This window comes from Mesorhizobium sp. B2-3-4, assembly GCF_006442315.1.
Classification (GTDB): domain Bacteria; phylum Pseudomonadota; class Alphaproteobacteria; order Rhizobiales; family Rhizobiaceae; genus Mesorhizobium.
Window position 1 is genome coordinate 235,093 of record NZ_VFVY01000003.1, and the last position, 19,623, is coordinate 254,715.

Genomic DNA, 19,623 nt, shown 5'->3' on the forward strand with positions numbered 1-19,623 from the left:
CAACATCGGCTTCGTGCCGCTCGATGCCGCGCGCCGGCTTCAACAATGGCCTGGGCATGGGCGGCCTGGACATGGGCGGCTTGAGCATCGGCTGAAAACGCAACGTTTGATCGAATCCAATCTGTTCGAGGCTCGCACCCATCGGGCCGTCGACCGGGAGAAAGTAAATGGCTGAAACAACCTCGACCAAGAAGCCCGCCGAAGGCGAGCCCGCGGCGGACCGGTCCAGCGACCAGATCATCCGGCTGGACAGCGAGCGCGAGCAGAGGCGAGCCGCCGCCGTCATCGACAATGACGAACTGGAAGCGCCGGTTGCCCTCGAGCCCGCCGCTCTCGAGGCTCCGGCGAGGGAACCGCAGCCGCAGCAAGCGCCTGCCCCTGCCGCGATTGCCGCGCCTGCCCCTGCCGCGGTCAAGCCGAAGCGCAGCCTGACACGCCCGGTTCTCTTTGCCTTGCTTCCGGTCGCGCTTGTCGTTGGCGGTTACTATTACGTCACCGGCGGCCAGGTCATGACGACCGACAATGCCTATATCCAGGCACAGGCGCTCGGCGTCTCCACCGACGTCTCCGGCACGGTGCAGGAGATCGACGTCCACGACAACCAGGCGGTGAAGAAGGGCGATGTGCTGTTTCGCCTGCGGCCGGCTTCCTTCGAGACCGCTCTCGCCGCCGCCCAGGCGCAGCTCGGCACCGTGCGCAACCAGGTGCTGACGCTGGAGGCGAGCTACCAGCAGTCGCTCGTGCAGATCGAGCAGGCCGAGGCCGACATTCCTTACTACGAGGCCGCGTTCCAGCGGCAGCAGGATCTGCTCAAGACCTCCACCGCCTCGAAGGCATCCTTCGACAGCGCCCAGCACGACCTCGTCGCCGCGCGCCAGAAAGTGTCGGTCGCCAAGGCGCAGGCGCAGGCCACGCTCGCCCAACTCGGCGGCGACGCCAACCAGCCGGTGGAAAAGAACCCCTTCTACCTGCAGGCCCAGTCGGGCGTCGACGACGCGCAGCGCAACCTCACCGATTCCGTGGTCAAGGCGCCGTTCGACGGCGTCGTCACCAATGTTGACGCGCTGCAGGTCGGCAAGTACCTGCCGGCCTCGCAACCGGCCTTCAGCTTGGTTTCGTCGACCGATCTGTGGATCGCGGCGGAGCCGAAGGAAACCGAGCTGACCTATGTCAGGCCGGGACAGACCGCGACGATCAGCGTCGATACCTATCCGGGCGCCGTGTGGCACGGCAAGGTTGCCTCGATCAGCCCTGCCTCCTCATCCAGCTTCTCGCTGCTGCCGGCGCAAAACACCACCGGCAACTGGGTCAAGGTGGTGCAGCGCATCCCGATGCGCGTAACCATCGATGATATGGACGGCAAGCTGCCGCTGCGCGGCGGCATGAGCGCGGTCGTCGATATCGACACCAGCCATGCGCGCGGCCTGCCCGACTTCGTCACCAACCTCATCGGCCTGTTCGGACAAAAATCATGACCAGCGCGTCCGCGACAGGTGCCACGCCGGTGGTCGCCAATCGCGGCGCCATCACGGCTTGCGTCATCCTGGCCGTCATCATGCAGGCGCTGGACACCACCATCGCCAATGTCGCGCTGCCCTATATCCAGGGCAGCGTCTCGGCCAGCGCCGACCAGATCAACTGGGTGCTGACCTCCTACATCGTGGCGGCGGCGGTGATGACGCCGCCTTCCGGCTATCTTGCCAACCGCTTCGGCCGCAAGCGCATCCTGTTGACCTCGATCACCGGCTTCGTCGTCGCATCGGTGCTGTGCGGCTTCGCCCAGTCACTGCCGCAGATCGTCGGTTTCCGCCTGCTGCAGGGCCTGTTCGGCGCCGCACTGGTGCCGCTGTCGCAGTCGATCCTGCTCGATATCTACAGCGTGGAAGAGCGCGGCTCCGCCATGGCGCTGTTCGGCGTCTCGGTGATGGTCGGGCCGGTGCTGGGGCCGGTCATCGGCGGCTGGCTGACCGAGAACGTCTCCTGGCGCTGGGTGTTCTACATCAACGTGCCGATCGGCGCGCTGGCCTTCGCCGGCGTGTCGCTCTACGTCGTGGAGACCAAGCTAGACTTCAAGGCAAGGCTGGACTGGCTGGGTTTCGGCATGCTCAGCATCACCATCGCCGCCCTGCAGATGTTCCTCGATCGCGGCGAGCAGCTCAACTGGTTCTCGTCGTCCGAGATCATCGTCGAGGCGCTGATCTGCGCATCGGCCTTCTACATCTTCATCGTCCACACCTTCACCGCCAAGAACACCTTCGTGAATCCGCGGCTCTTCCTGGACAGGAATTTCGCCGTCGGCATGATCTTCATCTTCATCATCGGCATCACCTATCTCGCCTCGCTGGCGCTGATGACGCCCTATCTGCAGACGCTGATGGGCTATCCCGTGGTGACGGCCGGCATCGTCATGGGCCCGCGCGGGCTCGGCACGATGGCCTGCATGTTCCTGGTCGGCAAGCTGATCGGCAAGGTCGATACGCGCTGGCTGCTGCTGATCGGCCTGCTGATCACGGCCTGGGCGATGTACGACATGACCGGCTGGACGCCCGATGTCTCGCAATGGACGATCGTCTCGACCGGCTTCGTCCAGGGCGCGGGCCTCGGCTTCCTGTTCGTGCCGCTGACCACCATCACCTTCGCCACGCTGGCGCCGGAGCGGCGAGCGGAAGGCACGGGCCTCTACAATCTGTCGCGCAACATCGGCTCCAGCGTCGGCATATCGGTGGTCACCGCGCTGCTGACGCAGAATGTGCAGATCAACCATGCCAACATCGCCACCTATGTGACGCCGTTCAACCAGGCATTCGGCAATCCGGCAGTCCTCCAGGCAATGAACCCCTACACCGCCGCCGGCCGCGCCGCGCTGGACGGCGTGGTGACGCTGCAGGCGACGATCATCAGTTACATGAACGACTTCAAGCTGATGATGATCCTGTCGCTCGCCGCCATCCCGCTGGTGCTCCTGCTGCGCAAGCCGGGAACGCCCGCCAAGGTCGACCACAGCGCCGTCATGGAGTGATGTGGCAGGAGCGGGCGAGCCTCGGGCCGCCCAATCCAGCGGTCTTCACAAACAAACCGGGGTCCTGTGAGGGACTACAGGACCCCGGCCTCGCCGATGCGGCTTCCCAAGAAACATGGCACCTCGTCATGAGGCGGGGACGGCGGGCCGAGAAAGCCCAACGGGCCGCCTTGCCCCCTTTGGCCGGAAGCCGTTACTTCGGCAACAGCACCTTGTTGACGACATGGATGACGCCGTTCGACTGGTTGACGTCGGCGATCGTTACCCTGGCCTCGCCGCCGGACTCGTCCATGATGTAGAGCTTGCCCTTCTTGACCTCGGCGGTGAGCGTGTCGCCCGAGACGGTCTTCATCTCGTATTTGCCGCCCATGGCTTTCGCCTTCTTCATCATCTCGGCGCCCGAGATCTTGCCGGCCACCACATGCGCCGTCAGCACCTTGGTGAGCTTGTCCTTGTTCTCGGGCTTGAGCAGCGTGTCGACCGTGCCTTTCGGCAACGCCGCGAAGGCCTCGTTGGTGGGCGCGAAGACGGTGAACGGACCGGCGCCCTGCAGCGTGTCGACCAGGCCGGCGGCCTTGACGGCGGCGACGAGCGTCGTGTGGTCCTTCGAGTTGACCGCGTTCTCGACGATGTTCTTGGTGGTGTACATCGGCGCGCCGCCGACATTGGGGTTCTTGGCGTAGGCGGGAGCGGCGATCGCCATGCCGGCGACAAGGGCGGAAACGGCGAAGGTCCTGAATGAGGGCATGCGCATGTGGTCTTCCTCCGGGTGAGGGCTGATCGGAATTGATAGCCTTTGGAAACGCACACGCAGTCACGCCGCGCGCATGCCCGCAGTTTCGTCGATCACGGGAACGTGAAGTGATGCCGGCGCAAACAAAAAGGCCCGGACGAGCCGGGCCTTTGAGAAGGAGGGAAGCGCCGGCTATTCCGCCGGCGAGGGTTTCTTGCGGAACATCGCCACCAGATTGTCCCACAGCTCGATCTTGGCGCCCTGGCGCTTCATGATCACGCCCTGCTGCAGGATCGACAGCGTGTTGTTCCAGGCCCAGTAGATGACGAGGCCTGCCGGGAAGCCCGCCATCATGAAGGTGAAGATGACCGGCATCCAGGTGAAGATCGCGGCCTGCGTCGGATCCGGCGGCGTCGGGTTCATGCGCATCTGCAGGAACATGGTGACGCCCATGATCAGCGGCCACACGCCGATCATCAGCATATGTGGCAGCGTCACCGGGATGAGGCCGAACAGGTTGAACAGCGAGGTCGGATCGGGCGCGGCCAGATCCTGGATCCAGCCGAAGAATGGCGCATGCCGCATCTCGATGGTGATGTAGAGCACCTTGTAGAGCGAGAAGAACACCGGGATCTGCAACGCCACCGGCCAGCAGCCGGCAAGCGGATTGATCTTCTCGGTCTTGTACAGCTCCATCATCGCCTGCTGCTGCTTCATCTTGTCGTCCGCGTATTTCTCGCGGATTTCCAGCATCTTGGGCTGCACCTTCTTCATGTTCGCCATCGACGCGTAGGACTTGTTTGCGAGCGGGAAGAAGATGGCCTTGACGATGACGGTCGTGGCCAGGATCGCCAGGCCGAAATTGCCGAGGAATTTGTAGAGCGTGTCGATCAGCCAGAACATCGGCTTGGTGATGAAGTGGAACCAGCCCCAGTCGATCAACAGGTCGAAGCGCTTGATGTGGCGGTCTTCGGCGTAGGCGTTGATCTTGGCGACTTCCTTGGCGCCGGCGAAGACTTCCGTCTCGACGGTCGCCGACTGGCCGGCATCGACATTGATGGCGTCGGTCAGGAAGTCGGACTGGTAGCGATGGCGGCCGTCCTCGAAATAGGCGTAGCGCGGCTGGAACGGCTGCTTCTCGGTCGGGACCAGCGTGACGGCCCAGTACTTGTCGGTGATGCCGAGCCAGCCGTCGGTCGACTTGCCGGGCTGGTACTGCTTGTCCTTTTCGACGGACGCGTATTTGTGCTCCTGCAGCCCTTCCGTGCCGGTGAAGCCGATCAGGCCTTCATGCAGCACATAGGTGCTGGCCACCGCCGGCTTGTCGTAGCGCGCGACGCGGCCGTAGTTGAACAGCGAAACCGCGCTGGACCCGGAATTCTGCACCGTGTCGGAGACGGTGAACATGTAATTGGCATCGACCGAGAAGGTGCGCTTGAAGGTCAGGCCCTTGTCGTTGGTGTAGGTCAGCGTCACCGGCGTCGACGGCGTCAGTGTCGGATTGCCGTCCACGTTCCACTGCGTTTCCGCACCGGGCACGGTACCGGTCTTGTCGTTGCCGACGAAGCCGATCTCGGCGAAATAGCCGGTGGGCAGCGCCTGCGGGTTGAGCAGTTCGATCTCGGGCGAATTCTTGTCGACGGTCTCGGTGTAGTGCTTGAGCTTGAGGTCGTCGAGCCGCGCGCCGGTCAGGTTGATCGAGCCTTCGAGGCTGGGCGTGTCGATCTTGACGCGCTTCGAGGCGGCCAGCGCCTGGTCGCGGCCGGCCGCGGTGACGACGTCACCGCCGGGAGCATTGGGAATGGCGCCTGGCGCCGTCGTACCCGGCGCCGGCGTGCTGGCGCCCGGATTGGCGGCATCGGCCGCCTTCTTCTGTTCCTCGACGCGCTGCTGCTCGACCTTGGCGGCCTCGCGCTGCGCCTCGACGCGCGGGTTCATGTAGAAAACCTGCCACAAAGTCAGGATCAGCACCGACAGCGCGATGGTGATGAAGAAGTTCCGGTTGTTTTCCATCGAGAGCCCTTGGCCTATCGTGTTCCGCTGAGACGGCGGGAGAGTTCGGCCTTCAACTGGCCGAACGGGGCGCGCAGCGCATCGTCGCGCCCGACGATGACATAGTCATTGCCAGGCATCATGTCATCGGCGGCGTGGGTGCGCACGGCTTCTTTCAGCCGCCGCCTGACGCGGTTGCGCACAACCGCGTTGCCGACCTTCTTGGTGACGGTGAAGCCGACGCGCGGCACCCCGCCATCGCCGCGATCGAGGACCTCGACGAGGAAAAACCGCCCGCGGCGTTTTTCACCGCGGCGGACGGCCAGGAATTCCGCGCGTTTCAGAAGCCGCTTGGGATTTTGTCCCACTGGCTTGCCGGTTGCGGGCAACGATCTCGTCTCGCTTAGGCGCTGAGCCGCTTGCGGCCGCGATTGCGGCGAGCTGCGACGACGCCACGACCACCCTTGGTGGCCATGCGGGCACGGAAGCCGTGCCGACGCTTGCGGACGAGTTTGGACGGTTGATAGGTACGCTTCATTTGTTTTAATACCGCGGGGTGCGGCCCTTCTTGTGTCTGTCACTTTGTAACAGGAGCTTTGCCGGGCCGGTTTGGCGCGATCGAAACCGCGCCGGGACGAATGGCCCGAGCGTGAGCGGGCTTATAGAAAGAAGGGTTTTGGAAGTCAATCCGGCGCTGGCGTGGCGTTTCGCGCCAACCTTTCCGCGAATTAATTTTTCCGACCAAGGATGAAATTGGCAAAAAAGCCGTAATCGCCTAATGTTGGCTGATCAAGTGATTGTGAAGATCGAGTCGCATGAGCGAAGCCATCCAAGCGGGCGAAGGGACCGGAACGGCGCAAGCCGCCGTGCGCTCGGTGCCGCTGTCGCGCGGCCTTTCGACGAAACTGCTGCTGCTCACCATCGTTTTCGTGCTTTTGGCCGAAGTGCTGATCTTCCTGCCCTGGATCGCCAGCTATAGGCTGAGCTGGCTCAAGGAGAGGCTGAGCACGGCCGCGGCGGTCTCGATCGTGCTGGTGCAGGGCGAGTCGACCTCGCTGTCGCGCACCGCGCAGAATGACGTGCTGATGGCGATCGGCGCCAAGGCGATCGCGGTGCGCGACGGCGGCGTCTCGCGGCTTCTGGTGGTGGCCGACATGCCGCCGCAGGTCGACGAGCACATCGATCTCGCCAGCGTAGGCATGGTCAAGGGCATGACCGGAGCGCTGGACACGCTGTTTTTCGGCGGCGACAGGATGCTGCGCGTCTTTGGGCCGGTCGGCGACAGCGACAAGGAGTTCGAGCTGATCATGCCCGACTACTCCTTGCGCAAGGCCATGCTCATCTATTCGCGCAACGTCGCCTTCGTCTCGCTCCTGATCTCGCTGTTCACGGCCATGCTGGTCTATGCCGCGATCGACCTGATCATGATCGGCCCGATCCGCACCATGACGCGCTCGATGCTGTCCTTCTCCGAGGCGCCCGACGATCCCGGACGCATCATCCATCCGGCGGACCGCTCCGATGAGATCGGGGTGGCCGAGCGCGAATTGTCACAGATGCAGGAGCGGCTGCAGAAGATGCTGGCCGAGCAGAAGCATCTGGCCGATCTCGGGCTGGCCGTGTCGAAGATCAACCACGACATGCGCAACATCCTGGCCTCGGCCCAGCTGATGTCGGACCGCCTGCGCCAGGTCAAGGATCCGACGGTGCAGGCCTTCGCGCCCAAGCTGCTGCGCGCGCTTGATCGCGCCGTCTCCTATTCGGAGGGCGTGCTTCACTATGGCCGCACGCAGGAACCGCCGCCGTCGCGCCGCAGGGTAAGGCTGCGCCAGCTGGTCGAGGACGTGCACGGACTGCTGGCGATCGAGGAGGGCATCGAGTTCATCAATGCCGTCGAGGCGGCTTTCGAGGTGGATGCCGATTCCGACCAGCTCTTCCGGGTGCTCACCAATCTGTGCCGCAACTCGGTGCAGGCGATGGCGGCCGATACCGAAAGCGCTGTGGTGCGCCGGCTCGCCGTATCGGCCGAGCGCATGGGCAGCGTCAGCCGCATCGCCGTGACCGACACCGGGCCCGGCCTGCCGCCGAAGGCGCGCGAAAACCTGTTCGCGGCCTTCCGCGGCTCGGCGCGCAGTGGCGGCACCGGCCTTGGCCTGGCGATCGCGCATGAACTGATCCGGGCGCATGGCGGCACGGTGGAACTGGTCGAGTCGATCGGCGGGCGCACGACATTCGCCGTCACCATCCCCGACCAGCCGGTGCGTCTCGACCAGGCCCGCGGCAGCCTGCGCCGCCCGGCCTGACGGTCTTTTTGGCCGGATTCCAGGTTGCCGGCCTTTTGGGTTCGTCGCTCTTCCCTTGGCCTTCTCGGCCGGATCAGGCCAGCCGCATGGCGGCTTCGCAGTGCCGGCATCGGCACAGGCACCACTGGATGACAGGCTTGCGACAAAACTTTTGCCGGATCGGCTTGCTTTTCGCAAATTCAGTCGTTAGGGAACTGCACACATTCGCGGCCGGTCTTTCGGATCGGATCGCGGGGCCGTCGAAAACATGGCCTGATGCGCGCCCGTAGCTCAGCTGGATAGAGCACCAGACTACGAATCTGGGGGTCAGGAGTTCGAATCTCTTCGGGCGCGCCAAATCTTCCTCGCACTACGGTTGTAATGTAGCTGGGCTGGCCTTGCGCGGCCAAGCGTAGGCAGGACGCCATCGCCGTTCACCCCAACGCGCGTGCCGCCGCCCTGCCGGCGCTGCGGCCCGAAAAGATACAGCCGCCGAGGAACGTGCCTTCGAGCGCTGCATAGCCATGCACGCCGCCGCCGCCGAAGCCCGCCACTTCGCCGACCGCATAGAGGCCCGGCACCGGCCGGCCGTCGGCGCCGAGCACGCGGCTGTCGAGATCGGTCTCAAGGCCACCCAGCGTCTTGCGGGTCAGGATGTTGAGGCGCACGGCGATCAGCGGTCCATTGGCCGGGTCGAGCATCTTGTGTGGTTTGGCCGTGCGGATCAGCCTGTCGCCGAGATAGGCGCGTGCGCCGCGCAGGGCGGTGATCTGCATATCCTTGGAGAACGGGTTGTCGAGCTGCCGGTCGCGGGCGCGGATTTCGCGTTCGACCTCCGCGACGTCGAGCAGCGGCTCGCCGCCGGCCAGCGCATTCATGCGCGCCACCAGCCTCGAAAGGTCGGTCTCGACAATAAAGTCCTCGCCCTTTTCCATGAACGCCTTGACCGGGCCTGGAATGCCCGAGGTGGCGCGGCCGAGCACCTTGCGCCAGCTTTTCCCCGTCAGGTCGGGGTTCTGTTCCGAGCCCGAAAGCGCGAATTCCTTCTGGATGATCTTCCTGGTCAGGATGAACCAGGAATAGTCGAAGCCGGTGCCCATGATGTGGCTGAGCGTGCCCAGCGTGTCGAAGCCGGGATAAAGCGGCACCGGCAGGCGTTTTCCCCTTGCATCGAGCCACAGCGAGGACGGGCCGGGCAGGATGCGGATGGCATGGTCGGTCCAGATCGGCGCCCAGTTCCTGATGCCCTCGACATAGTGCCACATGCGGTCGCGGTTGATGATCGCGCCGCCGGCCTGTTCGGAGATCGCCAGCATGCGGCCATCGACATGGTCGGGCACGCCGGTGATCATGCGCCTCGGCGCGTTGCCGAGGCGCTTCGGCCAGTTTTCGCGGACCAGCTGATGGTTGGCGCCGATGCCACCGGAGGCGACAATGACCGCCTGCGCATGAAGTTCGAAATCGCCCGATACTTCCCGCGAGCTCTTGTGGCCGCGCTCGACGGTACTCGGCTCGAGGATGTCGCCCCGCACGCCGGTCACGGTCGCACCCGTGCGCGTCAGTTCGTTGACCCGGTGGCGGAACCTGAAGCCGATCAATCCGCGCTTCTGTGCCTCGCGCACGCGCAGCACGAAAGGCTCGAGCACGCCGGGGCCGGTCCCCCAGGTGATATGAAAGCGCGGCACCGAATTGCCATGGCCGACGGCATTGCCGCCGCCGCGCTCGGCCCAGCCGACGACCGGGAAGAACTTCAGCCCGCGCTCCATCAGCCAGGAGCGCTTCTCGTTGGCGGCGAAGCCGACATAGGCCTCCGCCCATTTGCGCGGCCAGAAATCCTCCGGCCGGTCGAAGGCGGCTGTGCCCATCCAGTCCTCGAGCGCCAGATCGTGCGAGTCGCGGATGCGCATACGCCGCTGCTCGGGCGAATCGACGAGGAACAGCCCGCCGAACGACCAGAAGGCTTGGCCACCCAGCGACTGTTCCGGCTCCTGGTCGACGATGATGATCTTCTTGCCGGCCTCGGCCAGTTCGGCCGCGGCAACCAGCCCGGCAAGACCGGCGCCGACAATGATGACGTCCGCGTCGTCAGCCATGATTCCTCCCGAGAAGTAGCCGGCAAATTTAGCGCTGGTAAATCAGACGTTCTCCCAGCCGCCCTTGTTGTCGTCGGCGCGGAAGATGGCGTCGATGACCTTCTGGTTGAGCACCGATTCTTCCAGCGTGAAGACGCGCTCCTTGCCGCCAAGTGCGGCCCGCGCGAAGGTCTCGACTTCCAGCCTGTATTGCTGCGTGCCGGGGAAGCAGAAGACCTGCGCCTCGGTGTGGTTCTGATTGTGAAGCTCGACGCGGTGGTGGTCGTAGAGCCCGGCATTGAATGGGGAAAAGACCTCGATGAAACCCTTCTCGCCGTGGAACACCATCACCTGGCGTGCCGCCATCTGCGTCGACAGGTAGAAGGACAGCTCGAAGTCGCCGAAATCGGCGCGGATCGAGGAATAGATGTCGGTGCCGAATGTCTTGTCGCGCTCGATCGTCGCCTGCACACGGCTAGGCTCCTTGCCGGTCGAGAAACGCGTCGACACGGTCGGGTAGACGCCGATATCGGGCAAGGCGCCACCGCCGAGGTCGAGCTGGTTGCGCATGTTGGTGGGGTCGACATTGTAATAGGAGAACGCACCCTGGACATGGCGCAGCCGGCCGATGGCGCCGCTGGCGATGAGGTCACGCACCTTGATCCATTGCGGATGGTAGATGACCATGAAGGCTTCGCAGACCAGCACCTTCTTCTGGTCGCGCAGCTTGATCAGCGGTGCGATGTCCTTGGCGTCGAGCGCCAGCGGCTTTTCAACCAGCACATGCTTGCCGGCTTCGATGGCCTTGGCCGCCCATTCGACATGCTGCGAGGTCGGCAGCGGAATATAGACGCCGTCGACTTCGTTCGAAGCGAGCAGTTCCTCATACGAGCCAAAGGCATGGCGCGCGCCGAAGCGCTCGGCCAATGCCTTGGCCTTCGACAGGTCGCGGCTGGCGATCGCCGAAAGCACGCCGTTTTCCGCCTCGACCATGGCCGGCAACAAATGCTCGCGGCCGATCTTGGCCGTCGACAACACACCCCATCGGAACATCACGCTTCTCCTATCGATTATATCGATGAAGATGTGCCTGAATTCTGGAGAAAAGCCAATGAGAGACGCGGGTCACAAGGCACCTTCGTCATCCTCAGGTCCGCGCCGCGTCGCTACGCTGCTTGCTTCGCACGTGGATGACGAGGACGTGCGGCCGCGCTCAGCCCCGCCTGCCCGTCAGCGTCATGTCGAAATCGACGACATTGGAATAGAGCGGCGTGCCGACATCCATGCCGTATCGCGAGCGCAGCACCTTGCCGGTAACATGGAATCTGATCGTGCCGGCTTTCAGCCCGTCGAGTTCAGCGGTGAACTTTTCCGTGGACGTCTTGCCGCGTGCTGTCAGCCGGCCGGTGACCAGGGCTGTCGTGTCGCCGGTGCGGGCAACGCTGGTCGAACGGAACTGGATTTCGGGGCTGTTGGCCGCATCGAACACCGCGTCGGAGCGCAGGAAGGCATCAATGCGGCCCTGCCCGGTGCCCACGCTTTCGGGATAGATCGTGAGGTCGACCTTCGAGCGGCCGACATCATTGTTGTCGATGCGGATCGTACCCTTGAAGCGGGCAAAGGCGCCATCGAATCCGCCGCCGCCGGCCTTGCCGATGGTGAAGCGGACCGAGGAGCCGGCCTGGCTGATCGTGTAGCTGCCGGCGGCGTCGCCGAGCACGACCGCCGCGTAGACGGGCATGGCAAGGCAAGCGGCGGCAACCGCCAATCCGAGGATTCGCGCATGCATTGGGGTGTTCCTTGTTCGGAGGCAACGCTCCTGGCGTCCTCATTTCACAAACGCGACCGGCGCCCGTTCTATTCCCCGGCTGACGAAGGCGTGATCATGCGCGTGAGCACGCTGTCGCGCAGCAGGAAGTGGTGGCGCAGCGCCGCCGCGACATGCAGGGCCGCCAGGGCGATGCCGGCATAGGCGAGATACCAGTGCGCCGACGCCCAGAAGCTCTCGGCGGCGTCGGACTCTGCGAGCGGCAGGTTGGGCATGACGAAGAGGTTGAACGGCATGGTGGGAATTTCCAGCGTCGAGACCGACACCAGCGCCCAGCCGGACAAGGGCAAGGCGACCTGGAAGGCATAGAGGGCCAGATGCGCCAGCGGCGCCGTCCGCCGCTCCAGGGCCGCGACCCGGGATGGCAGGGGCGGCGGCTTGTTGCCGAGCCGCCAGGCGATGCGCAGAATGATGAGGCCAAGCAGCAGAAAGCCGAACGACTTGTGCAACTGGATCAGCTCGAAGGCGGCGCGCTGGCTCTCGATCCGCACCATGACGAAACCGAGCGCGAACTGGCCGATGAAGAGGATGCCGATCAGCCAGTGGAGGAGGATCATCGCCCAGCCGTAGCGGGTGGGGGTGTTGGTGATGGAGGTTTGCATGGAAGGCGAACGTTGCTGAGCCGCGGTTTCTTCCACCCTCGCTTGTGGGGTGAGTAGCCGGTTCACCACAGGCGAATTCATCGTGCCAGTGGCACGATGAAGGCCGGCGAACGTCGGGACGCTGCGAAGCAGCGGGAACCCGGTCGAACTCACGAATTGTCACCCCGGCCCTTCGCAGGCTCAGGGCGTTCGAAGTTCGAAAAGCCAAGCAATTGGCTTTTCATCCGCTACGCGGACCACTTCTCACCCTTGAAGAAATCGACAAACGCCCTCAGCGCTGGCCGCATTTGCCGGCGGCTCGGATAGTAGACGAAGAAGCCCTCGAAAGACGGACACCAATCCTCCAGCACGCGGATCAGCCGGCCATCGGCGAGCGGCGCCCGCACATAGGGCTCGAAGACGAAGGCGAGCCCTGCACCGTCGACCGCTGCCTGGGCGATCAGATGGTCCTCGTCGAGGATCAGCGGCCCTTGCGCGGCAATTTCGATCTCCTCGCCGTCCTTCTCGAACTCCCAGCGGTAGAGGATACCGCTGGAGAAGCGAAAGCGGATGCAGCGATGCTCCGCCAGTTCGCGCGGATGGCGAGGTTTCGGCATCGCCTCGAAATAGGATGGCGCGCCGACCACCGCGCCGCGCATGTCCGGCCCGATGCGCACCGCGATCATGTCGCGCTGCAGGCTCTCGCCGAGCCGCACGCCGGCATCGAAACCGCCTTCCACCACATCGGTAAAACGATCCTCGATGACGATCTCCAGCACGATGTCGGGATAGGCGGCGGCAAATCCGCCGAGCCGCGGCGTCAGCACCAGATGTGCTGCCGTGCGCGGCACGCTGAGCCTGAGATTCCCGGCTGGCCGGTTGCGTGACTCGGCCGCCGTCTCCAGCGCCAGGTCGATCTCCGAGAGTGCCGGCCGCAATCGCTCCAGCAGTTGTGCGCCTTCCTCGGTCGGCGCCACGCTGCGGGTGCTGCGCGCTAAGAGCCGCACGCCGAGCCGCGCCTCCAGACTGGACACTGCATGGCTGACCGCGGATGGCGCGATGGCCAATTCCTTGGCCGCGCCGCGGAAACTGCCGCATTGGGCGACGGTTGCCAGCACGGCCAGTTGCGAGAGATGCGCTCGGTTCATTGATCTATTTCTTGGAACAGCCCGTGCAAATGAGAGACGATTATCGAACACAAAGCAAGGCGCTATCTCAGTCGCATCACAACAAGGAGATGCCTGATGCAAACCCGCAAACTAGGAACTGAACTGAGCGTCTATCCCATAGGCCTCGGCTGCATGGGCATGAGTTTTGCCTATGGCGGCCAGCCGGAGGCAGAGGCGATCGACGCGCTACACCGCGCCGTCGAGATCGGCGTCAACTTCTTCGACACGGCCGAAGTCTATGGCCCCTACGAAAACGAGATCCTGCTCGGCAAGGCGCTGAAGTCGGTGCGGAACAAAGTGACCATCGCGACCAAATTCGGCTTCAAGATTTTGGAGGAAGGCACGGGCCTCGACCGCATGGCCGGCGTCGACAGCCGCCCCGAGCACGTCACGGCCGTCGCCGAGGCCTCGCTGAAGCGGCTGGGCACCGATGTCATCGACCTCTATTACCAGCACCGCGTCGACCCCAACGTGCCGATCGAAGACACGGTCGGCGCCATGGCCGAGCTGGTGCGCGAGGGCAAGGTGCGCGCGCTGGGTCTCTCGGAGGCAAGCGCGGCAACCATCCGCCGGGCGCATGCCGTGCATCCCATCGCCGCCGTGCAGAGCGAATACTCGCTGTGGAGCCGTGACCCGGAGGACGAGGTCTTCGCCGTCTGCCGCGAACTCGGCATCGGCTTCGTTCCCTACAGTCCGCTCGGCCGTGGCCTTTTGACCGGCACGATCGCCAAACCGGAGACACTCGACGATAGCGACTGGCGCCGCACCTTGCCGCGCTTCCAGGCCGAGGCCATGGAAGCCAACGCCAAGGTGATCGCGACGCTGGAAAGACTGGCGGCCGAAAAGGGCGTCACCTCGGCGCAACTGGCGCTCGCCTGGGTGCTGCACCAGGGCGATTTCATCGTGCCGATCCCCGGCGCGCGCAAGATCCGCCATCTGGAGCAGAACACGGCGGCGGCCGGGATTGCGTTGAGCGCTGCCGAGGTCGCGGCGATCGGTGATGCGCTGTCGCCGGATAAGGTGATGGGCAAGCGCTATACGGAGGAATTGCTGGCGCTGGTGAATGGGTAGTTGAAGGAGGCGGTGCCCCTTTTTGTTGAGAGTTAGGCGCGAGGCCCCCCTCTCTGGCCTGCCGGCCATCTCCCCCTCAAGGGGGGAGATTGGCAGCTTGGGCGCCGGCGTTCTCCTTGCTGCGCTGGTGATTGGCGAAAGCCGACGTGACACCTGATCTCCCCCCTTGAGGGGGAGATGCCCGGCAGGGCAGAGAGGGGGGCCTCGCGCCGACGTTTCTTATCTCCGCCCCTACCAAGGCACCACCTCAATCTCCGGCCAGCACTCCCGCGCCCGCTTCCCCTTCGCCTCATGCGTCCGCTGATTGTCCGTCACCCGGTTCGGCGTGATGCGGAACGAAAACACATCATCAAGCCCGAACGGCGCCACCAACTCCAACGCTCCCTCAGCATCGTATCGCACCCCAACCGCATGCGTCTTCGAGGCGAAATGGCTGACCGACTCGCTCGCGCTCGTATAGCGCGGACAGGGCTGCCCGAACTTTTGGGGATACCACAGATGCACCCGCGCCTGGTTGCGCACCTCGACCGGCAGCGCCAGCCCCTCGAAATGCCTTGCCGCCCGGCGAATGACAGCATCCTCGGCCTCATAGGACAGATCGCCGTCATCGAAGTAGAAGAGATCAACATCCTTGATGCCGTAGCCCGATGGCTTGCCGGTCAGATGGTTCCAGACGCTGTTGTAAAGCGCACCCGAAACCACCAGCCAGTCCGGCAGAGCCAGCGTGCGAGCCCGCGCCAGTGCGTCGCCCACCAGCGGGTCCGCCGACACGATGTCGAAAAACGCTTTGCGTTGTGCTTCGAACGAGAGCCCGGAATAGCGCAGATGGTCCATCGCCCTTTGGAGGACGATTCGCCATCCGCTCGCAAGTTTTAGCCCCTCAGCACGCCACCCGTCTGCTTGCCGACATTGTCGACGATGCGCTTGGCCAGCGCCTCGAAATCCTCGTCTGTCAGGGTCTTTTCGACCGGCTGGATCGACACTTCGATGGCGATCGATTTTTTGTCGGCGCCGAGCGAGGCCCCCTCGAATATATCGAACACTGAAACCGCGCTAATCAGCTTCTTGTCGGCTGCCAATGCGGCGCGCACCAGCGTGCCAGCCTCGACCGATTTGTCGACGACGAAAGCGAAGTCGCGCTTCACCGCCTGGAAGGCGGAGAGGTCCAGCCTCGGCTTGGTCTTGGTCGGTTTGGCCTTCGGCTCGGGCACGGCATCGACGAACACTTCGAAGCCGCAGAGCGGCCCGGACGCGTCGAGGTCTTCCAGTGTCCTCGGGTGGAACTCGCCGAACGTGCCGAGCACTGTCTTTGGCCCGAGCTTGATGGTGCCGGAACGGCCCGGGTGGTACCAGGCCGGGCCACCGGCCTCGATCTGCAGCCGGTCGACCGGCGCGCCGCAGGCTTCGAGTGCCGCGATCGCGTCGGCCTTGGCGTCGAACACGCCGACCGGACCGGAATTGCCGGCCCAGTTGCGGCCAGAACCGTCGAGCTTTGCCGTGCCGCGGCGCACGCCGGCGGCGACGCGCCGCTGCTGGTCGGCGCCGTCGCCCTCATAGGTGCCCGACACCTCGAACAGTGCCACGTCGCCGATGCCCTTGTCGGCATTGCGCTGCGCGGCCGAAATCAGTCCCGGCAGCAGCGAGGGCCGCATGTCGGACATGTCGGCGGCGATCGGGTTGGCGAGCTTGAGCGCCGTCTGGCCGCCGCCGAACAGTTCGGCGTGCCTGGCCGGAATGAACGACCAGGTGACAGCCTCCATCATGCCGCGCACGGCTAGCGAACGCTTGGCCGCGCGGGTGCGGATCTGGAGCGTGGTCAGGATCTTGCCGTTGACCGCGTCATGCGCGCCGAGCGGCTGCGGGGCGATGTTGTCGACGCCGTGAATGCGCATGACTTCCTCGACCAGGTCGGCCTTGCCGTCGACATCCGGCCGCCAGGAGGGCACCGTCACGTCGACGATGTCGCCCGACCCCTGCGCGTGGAAGCCGAGGCGCGACAGGATGTCGAGGCTCTCGGCTCGCGGCACTTCGATGCCGGTCAGCCGCTTCACTTCCGACAGCGGCAGCGAAACGATCTTCGGCTGGTGTCCGGCATAGCCGGCCACTTCTGTCTCCGTCGGCGTGCCGCCGCAGAAGTCGATCACCAGCCTGGTTGCCAGTTCGATACCCGGAACCATGAATTCAGGATCGACGCCGCGCTCGAAGCGGTAACGCGCGTCGGTGATGATGCCGAGCGAGCGGCCGGTGCGGGCCGTCGTGATCGGGTCCCAGAGAGCGGATTCGATCAGCACGTCCGATGTGTTCTCGTCACAGCCGGAGTGCTCGCCGCCCATGATGCCGGCAATCGACTCGACGCCGTTGTCATCCGCGATGACGCACATTTCCGGCGTCAGCGTGTACTCGCGCCCGTCGAGCGCCTGGACCTTTTCGCCATCCCTGGCGCGGCGCACCACGAGGTTGCCCGCCACCTTCGCCGCGTCGAAGACGTGCAGTGGCCGGCCACGGTCGAAGGTGACGTAGTTGGTGATGTCGACCAGCGCACTGATCGGCCTGAGCCCAATGGCAATCAGCCGCTGCTGCAGCCATTTGGGCGAGGGACCGTTCTTGACGCCCTTGACCAGCCTGAGCGCGAAGCCGGGGCAGAGCTCCGGCGCCTCGATCGTCACCTTCACCGGGCACATGCCGCTGCCGGCATGCGGCATGATCGCGCCGCCGACGAGGCGGCCAAGCCCGCTCGCCGCGAGATCCCTGGCAATGCCATGGACGCTGGTGGCATCCGGCCGGTTCGGCGTCAGATTGATCTCGATGACCGGATCGTCGAGATGCGCGTAAGCAGCGAAACTGGTGCCGACGGGCGCGTCTTGCGGCAGGTCGATGATGCCATTGTGTTCGTCGGACAGTTCAAGCTCACGCTCGGAACACATCATGCCATGGCTCTCGACGCCCCGGATCTTGCCGACGGCAAGCGTCACGTCGATGCCGGGCACATAGGTGCCGGGCGCTGCAAAGGCGCCGATCAGGCCCGCCCGCGCATTGGGCGCGCCGCAGACGACCTGCACGGGCGCCTTGCCGTCGCCGATGTCGACGGTCAGCACGCGCAGCCGGTCGGCGTCGGGATGCTGCACCGCCGTCAGCACCTTCGCGATGACGAAGGGTTTCAGGCCGGCCTTGTCGTCGACATGCTCGACCTCGAGGCCGATCGATGTCAGCCGTTCGACGATCTCGGCGAGAGAGGCGTCGGTCTCTAGATGATCCTTGAGCCAGGAGAGGGTGAATTTCATCGTCTCACACTTTCGCGTCGTCTTGAGCGAACACTTCGACCAGCCGGAAGCGTTCGCAAACCAGTTCCATGTCGGGCGAAAACCCGCCATTGCGCTCGAAATAGGCGCGGTGCGCATCGCGCCAGTAGTCGTAGCTCAGATCGCCTTCACCCTCGTCGCGGGCAAAGTCGGCATCGACCTCGTCGAAGCGCCGCACGATGGCCTCGACCGTCTCGATGACAGCGGCGCGGCGGCCATTGCCGTCGAGCACGACGTCACGGCGGCCGACCTCCGGCACTGGCTCGGCGCCGCCATAGTCGCGCAGCGCGCCGCAGGTCGCGGTCTTGCGCCCCGACAGCACCAGCGCCAACAATTCGTCGGCGAGCTCTGGGCTGTCGCCGAAGCGGAAGGTCACCGCGTCCGCATAGGGATCGACGGTTGGGCTCACGCGCTCAGGCCCCCGAACAGCGTCGGCATGTCGAGCGGCCGGAAGCCATAATGCGACAGCCAGCGCACGTCGGCGTCGAAGAAGGCGCGCAGGTCCGGCATGCCGTATTTCAGCATCGCGATGCGGTCGATGCCCATGCCCCAGGCAAAGCCCTGATATTCGTCGGGATCGAGCCCGCCGGCCCGCAGCACGTTGGGGTGCACCATGCCGCAGCCCAAGATCTCCATCCAGTCGGAGCCTTCGCCGAAACGCACTTCGCCCGGCCGCGAACGGTCGCACTGGATGTCGACCTCGAGGCTCGGCTCGGTGAACGGGAAGAAGGACGGCCGGAAGCGCATCTTGACCGAGGGCACCTCGAAGAACGCTTTGCAGAACTCTTCCAGCACCCACTTCATGTTGGCGACGTTGGCCGTCTTGTCGATCACCAGCCCCTCGACCTGATGGAACATCGGCGAGTGCGTGGCGTCGGAATCCTGCCGGTAGGTCTTGCCCGGAATGACGATGCGGATCGGCGGCTTCTGCTTCTCCATGGTGCGGATCTGCACAGGCGAGGTGTGGGTGCGCAACAGCTTGCGCTCGCCCTTCTCGTCCGGCTGGAAGAAGAAGGTGTCGTGCATTTCGCGCGCCGGATGGCCTTCGGGGAAATTCAGCGCGGTGAAATTGTAATAGTCGGTCTCGATATCGGGACCTTCGGCGATCGCGAAGCCGAGATCGCCGAAGATCGCCGCGATCTCGTCGATGACCTGGCTGATCGGATGGATGCGGCCGCGCTCGGCCGGCGACTGGCGCACCGGCAAGGTGACGTCGACGGTCTCGGCGGCGAGACGGGCGGTGATCGCCACGTCCCTGAGTTCGGCCTTGCGCAAGGAGAGCGCATCGGTGACGCGGTTCTTCAGGCCGTTGATGGCCGGCCCCTTCACCTGCCGTTCCTCGGCGCTCATCGCGCCAAGCGTCTTCAGCATTTCCGAGACAGAGCCCTTCTTGCCGAGGGCCGCGACACGCACCGCCTCGATTGCCGGTTCGTCGGCGGCGGAGGCGATATCGGCGAGCAGCGAAGCTTCCAGGGCTTCAAGATTTCCAGCAGTGGCGTTCACGGCGAAACTCTCTCGATCGGGCGACTGACACCATTTTGGTTCGTCGTCACCATTTTGGTTACATCAGGCATAAG

Annotated in this window: 17 protein-coding genes and 1 tRNA gene; 5 read left to right on the forward strand and 13 right to left on the reverse strand. The window is 64.7% G+C overall.

From position 1 onward, the window contains the following. Window positions 1-167: 167 nt before the first annotated feature. Window positions 168-1,475, forward strand: a complete 1,308-nt coding sequence (locus FJ967_RS07370) for an HlyD family secretion protein (protein ID WP_140731043.1) — start codon at window positions 168-170, stop codon at window positions 1,473-1,475. Then, window positions 1,472-3,019, forward strand: a complete 1,548-nt coding sequence (locus tag FJ967_RS07375; RefSeq protein ID WP_140731044.1) for a DHA2 family efflux MFS transporter permease subunit — start codon at window positions 1,472-1,474, stop codon at window positions 3,017-3,019. Before FJ967_RS07370 ends, FJ967_RS07375 begins: the two co-directional genes overlap by 4 nt. Window positions 3,020-3,212: 193 nt before the next feature. Here FJ967_RS07375 and FJ967_RS07380 read toward each other — a convergent pair whose 3' ends face one another. The 4 genes from FJ967_RS07380 to rpmH all read right to left on the reverse strand — a co-directional run bounded on the left by FJ967_RS07380 (window position 3,213) and on the right by rpmH (window position 6,282). Next, complete coding sequence (locus FJ967_RS07380; protein WP_140731045.1) at window positions 3,213-3,773, reverse strand: fasciclin domain-containing protein; 561 nt, start codon at window positions 3,771-3,773, stop codon at window positions 3,213-3,215. Window positions 3,774-3,944: 171 nt separating this feature from the next. After that, window positions 3,945-5,765: a membrane protein insertase YidC gene (gene yidC / locus FJ967_RS07385; protein WP_140731046.1), complete on the reverse strand. Its 1,821-nt coding sequence runs from the start codon at window positions 5,763-5,765 to the stop codon at window positions 3,945-3,947. A 14-nt stretch (window positions 5,766-5,779) separates the two neighbouring features. Beyond that, window positions 5,780-6,133 carry a ribonuclease P protein component gene (gene rnpA / locus FJ967_RS07390; RefSeq protein WP_140731047.1) on the reverse strand — a complete coding sequence of 118 codons (354 nt, stop codon included), beginning with the start codon at window positions 6,131-6,133 and terminating at the stop codon, window positions 5,780-5,782. Window positions 6,134-6,147: 14 nt separating this feature from the next. Further along, window positions 6,148-6,282 (reverse strand): 50S ribosomal protein L34, encoded by a 135-nt coding sequence (gene rpmH, locus FJ967_RS07395; RefSeq protein ID WP_008833937.1) that lies wholly within the window; start codon window positions 6,280-6,282, stop codon window positions 6,148-6,150. A 277-nt stretch (window positions 6,283-6,559) separates the two neighbouring features. On the opposite strand from rpmH, the gene FJ967_RS07400 reads away from it, so the two are divergent. Next, window positions 6,560-8,047 (forward strand): HAMP domain-containing sensor histidine kinase, encoded by a 1,488-nt coding sequence (locus FJ967_RS07400; protein WP_140731048.1) that lies wholly within the window; start codon window positions 6,560-6,562, stop codon window positions 8,045-8,047. Between the two features lie 259 nt (window positions 8,048-8,306). Further along, a tRNA-Arg gene (locus FJ967_RS07405) sits at window positions 8,307-8,383 on the forward strand. A 77-nt stretch (window positions 8,384-8,460) separates the two neighbouring features. Here the strand turns inward: FJ967_RS07405 and FJ967_RS07410 are convergent. The 5 genes from FJ967_RS07410 to FJ967_RS07430 form a co-directional block, all read right to left on the reverse strand. Next, window positions 8,461-10,119 carry an FAD-binding dehydrogenase gene (locus FJ967_RS07410; protein WP_140731049.1) on the reverse strand — a complete coding sequence of 553 codons (1,659 nt, stop codon included), beginning with the start codon at window positions 10,117-10,119 and terminating at the stop codon, window positions 8,461-8,463. Between the two features lie 42 nt (window positions 10,120-10,161). Continuing rightward, on the reverse strand, window positions 10,162-11,151 hold the full coding sequence (locus tag FJ967_RS07415; RefSeq protein ID WP_140731050.1) for a Gfo/Idh/MocA family oxidoreductase: 990 nt from the start codon (window positions 11,149-11,151) through the stop codon (window positions 10,162-10,164). A 160-nt stretch (window positions 11,152-11,311) separates the two neighbouring features. Then, on the reverse strand, window positions 11,312-11,887 hold the full coding sequence (locus FJ967_RS07420) for a YceI family protein (protein WP_140731051.1): 576 nt from the start codon (window positions 11,885-11,887) through the stop codon (window positions 11,312-11,314). A 68-nt stretch (window positions 11,888-11,955) separates the two neighbouring features. After that, a complete protein-coding gene (locus FJ967_RS07425) occupies window positions 11,956-12,528 on the reverse strand; it encodes a cytochrome b (protein WP_140731052.1) in 573 nt (190 codons plus the stop codon). 227 nt (window positions 12,529-12,755) lie between these two features. After that, complete coding sequence (locus tag FJ967_RS07430) at window positions 12,756-13,655, reverse strand: LysR family transcriptional regulator (protein ID WP_140731053.1); 900 nt, start codon at window positions 13,653-13,655, stop codon at window positions 12,756-12,758. A 96-nt stretch (window positions 13,656-13,751) separates the two neighbouring features. Between FJ967_RS07430 and FJ967_RS07435 the strand changes: the two genes are divergently transcribed. Next, window positions 13,752-14,747 (forward strand): aldo/keto reductase, encoded by a 996-nt coding sequence (locus tag FJ967_RS07435; RefSeq protein WP_140731054.1) that lies wholly within the window; start codon window positions 13,752-13,754, stop codon window positions 14,745-14,747. A 231-nt stretch (window positions 14,748-14,978) separates the two neighbouring features. Here the strand turns inward: FJ967_RS07435 and FJ967_RS07445 are convergent, their stop codons facing one another. Genes FJ967_RS07445 through pheS form a run of 4 tightly spaced genes read right to left on the reverse strand, consistent with a single transcriptional unit; the run spans window position 14,979 to window position 19,549 of the window. Beyond that, complete coding sequence (locus FJ967_RS07445) at window positions 14,979-15,581, reverse strand: nucleotidyltransferase family protein (RefSeq protein WP_140731055.1); 603 nt, start codon at window positions 15,579-15,581, stop codon at window positions 14,979-14,981. Window positions 15,582-15,619: 38 nt separating this feature from the next. Next, the gene (pheT, locus tag FJ967_RS07450; RefSeq protein WP_140731056.1) at window positions 15,620-18,028 is read right to left on the reverse strand and encodes a phenylalanine--tRNA ligase subunit beta; all 2,409 of its coding nucleotides are present in this window, start codon (window positions 18,026-18,028) and stop codon (window positions 15,620-15,622) included. A gap of 4 nt (window positions 18,029-18,032) precedes the next feature. Continuing rightward, on the reverse strand, window positions 18,033-18,455 hold the full coding sequence (locus FJ967_RS07455) for an ASCH domain-containing protein (RefSeq protein ID WP_140731057.1): 423 nt from the start codon (window positions 18,453-18,455) through the stop codon (window positions 18,033-18,035). After that, window positions 18,452-19,549 (reverse strand): phenylalanine--tRNA ligase subunit alpha, encoded by a 1,098-nt coding sequence (gene pheS / locus FJ967_RS07460; protein WP_140731058.1) that lies wholly within the window; start codon window positions 19,547-19,549, stop codon window positions 18,452-18,454. Before pheS ends, FJ967_RS07455 begins: the two co-directional genes overlap by 4 nt. Window positions 19,550-19,623 lie beyond the last annotated feature (74 nt).

Excerpts from the sequence above, each read along its gene's own strand:
- FJ967_RS07415 (WP_140731050.1), bottom strand. The coding sequence starts at position 11,151 with ATGTTCCGATGGGGTGTGTTGTCGACGGCCAAGATCGGCCGCGAGCAT.
- FJ967_RS07370 (WP_140731043.1), top strand. The coding sequence starts at position 168 with ATGGCTGAAACAACCTCGACCAAGAAGCCCGCCGAAGGCGAGCCCGCG.
- FJ967_RS07420 (WP_140731051.1), bottom strand. The coding sequence starts at position 11,887 with ATGCATGCGCGAATCCTCGGATTGGCGGTTGCCGCCGCTTGCCTTGCC.
- FJ967_RS07375 (WP_140731044.1), top strand. The coding sequence starts at position 1,472 with ATGACCAGCGCGTCCGCGACAGGTGCCACGCCGGTGGTCGCCAATCGC.
- FJ967_RS07445 (WP_140731055.1), bottom strand. The coding sequence starts at position 15,581 with ATGGACCATCTGCGCTATTCCGGGCTCTCGTTCGAAGCACAACGCAAA.
- FJ967_RS07410 (WP_140731049.1), bottom strand. The coding sequence starts at position 10,119 with ATGGCTGACGACGCGGACGTCATCATTGTCGGCGCCGGTCTTGCCGGG.
- FJ967_RS07430 (WP_140731053.1), bottom strand. The coding sequence starts at position 13,655 with ATGAACCGAGCGCATCTCTCGCAACTGGCCGTGCTGGCAACCGTCGCC.
- FJ967_RS07425 (WP_140731052.1), bottom strand. The coding sequence starts at position 12,528 with ATGCAAACCTCCATCACCAACACCCCCACCCGCTACGGCTGGGCGATG.
- pheT (WP_140731056.1), bottom strand. The coding sequence starts at position 18,028 with ATGAAATTCACCCTCTCCTGGCTCAAGGATCATCTAGAGACCGACGCC.
- rpmH (WP_008833937.1), bottom strand. The coding sequence starts at position 6,282 with ATGAAGCGTACCTATCAACCGTCCAAACTCGTCCGCAAGCGTCGGCAC.
- yidC (WP_140731046.1), bottom strand. The coding sequence starts at position 5,765 with ATGGAAAACAACCGGAACTTCTTCATCACCATCGCGCTGTCGGTGCTG.
- FJ967_RS07400 (WP_140731048.1), top strand. The coding sequence starts at position 6,560 with ATGAGCGAAGCCATCCAAGCGGGCGAAGGGACCGGAACGGCGCAAGCC.
- FJ967_RS07435 (WP_140731054.1), top strand. The coding sequence starts at position 13,752 with ATGCAAACCCGCAAACTAGGAACTGAACTGAGCGTCTATCCCATAGGC.
- FJ967_RS07380 (WP_140731045.1), bottom strand. The coding sequence starts at position 3,773 with ATGCGCATGCCCTCATTCAGGACCTTCGCCGTTTCCGCCCTTGTCGCC.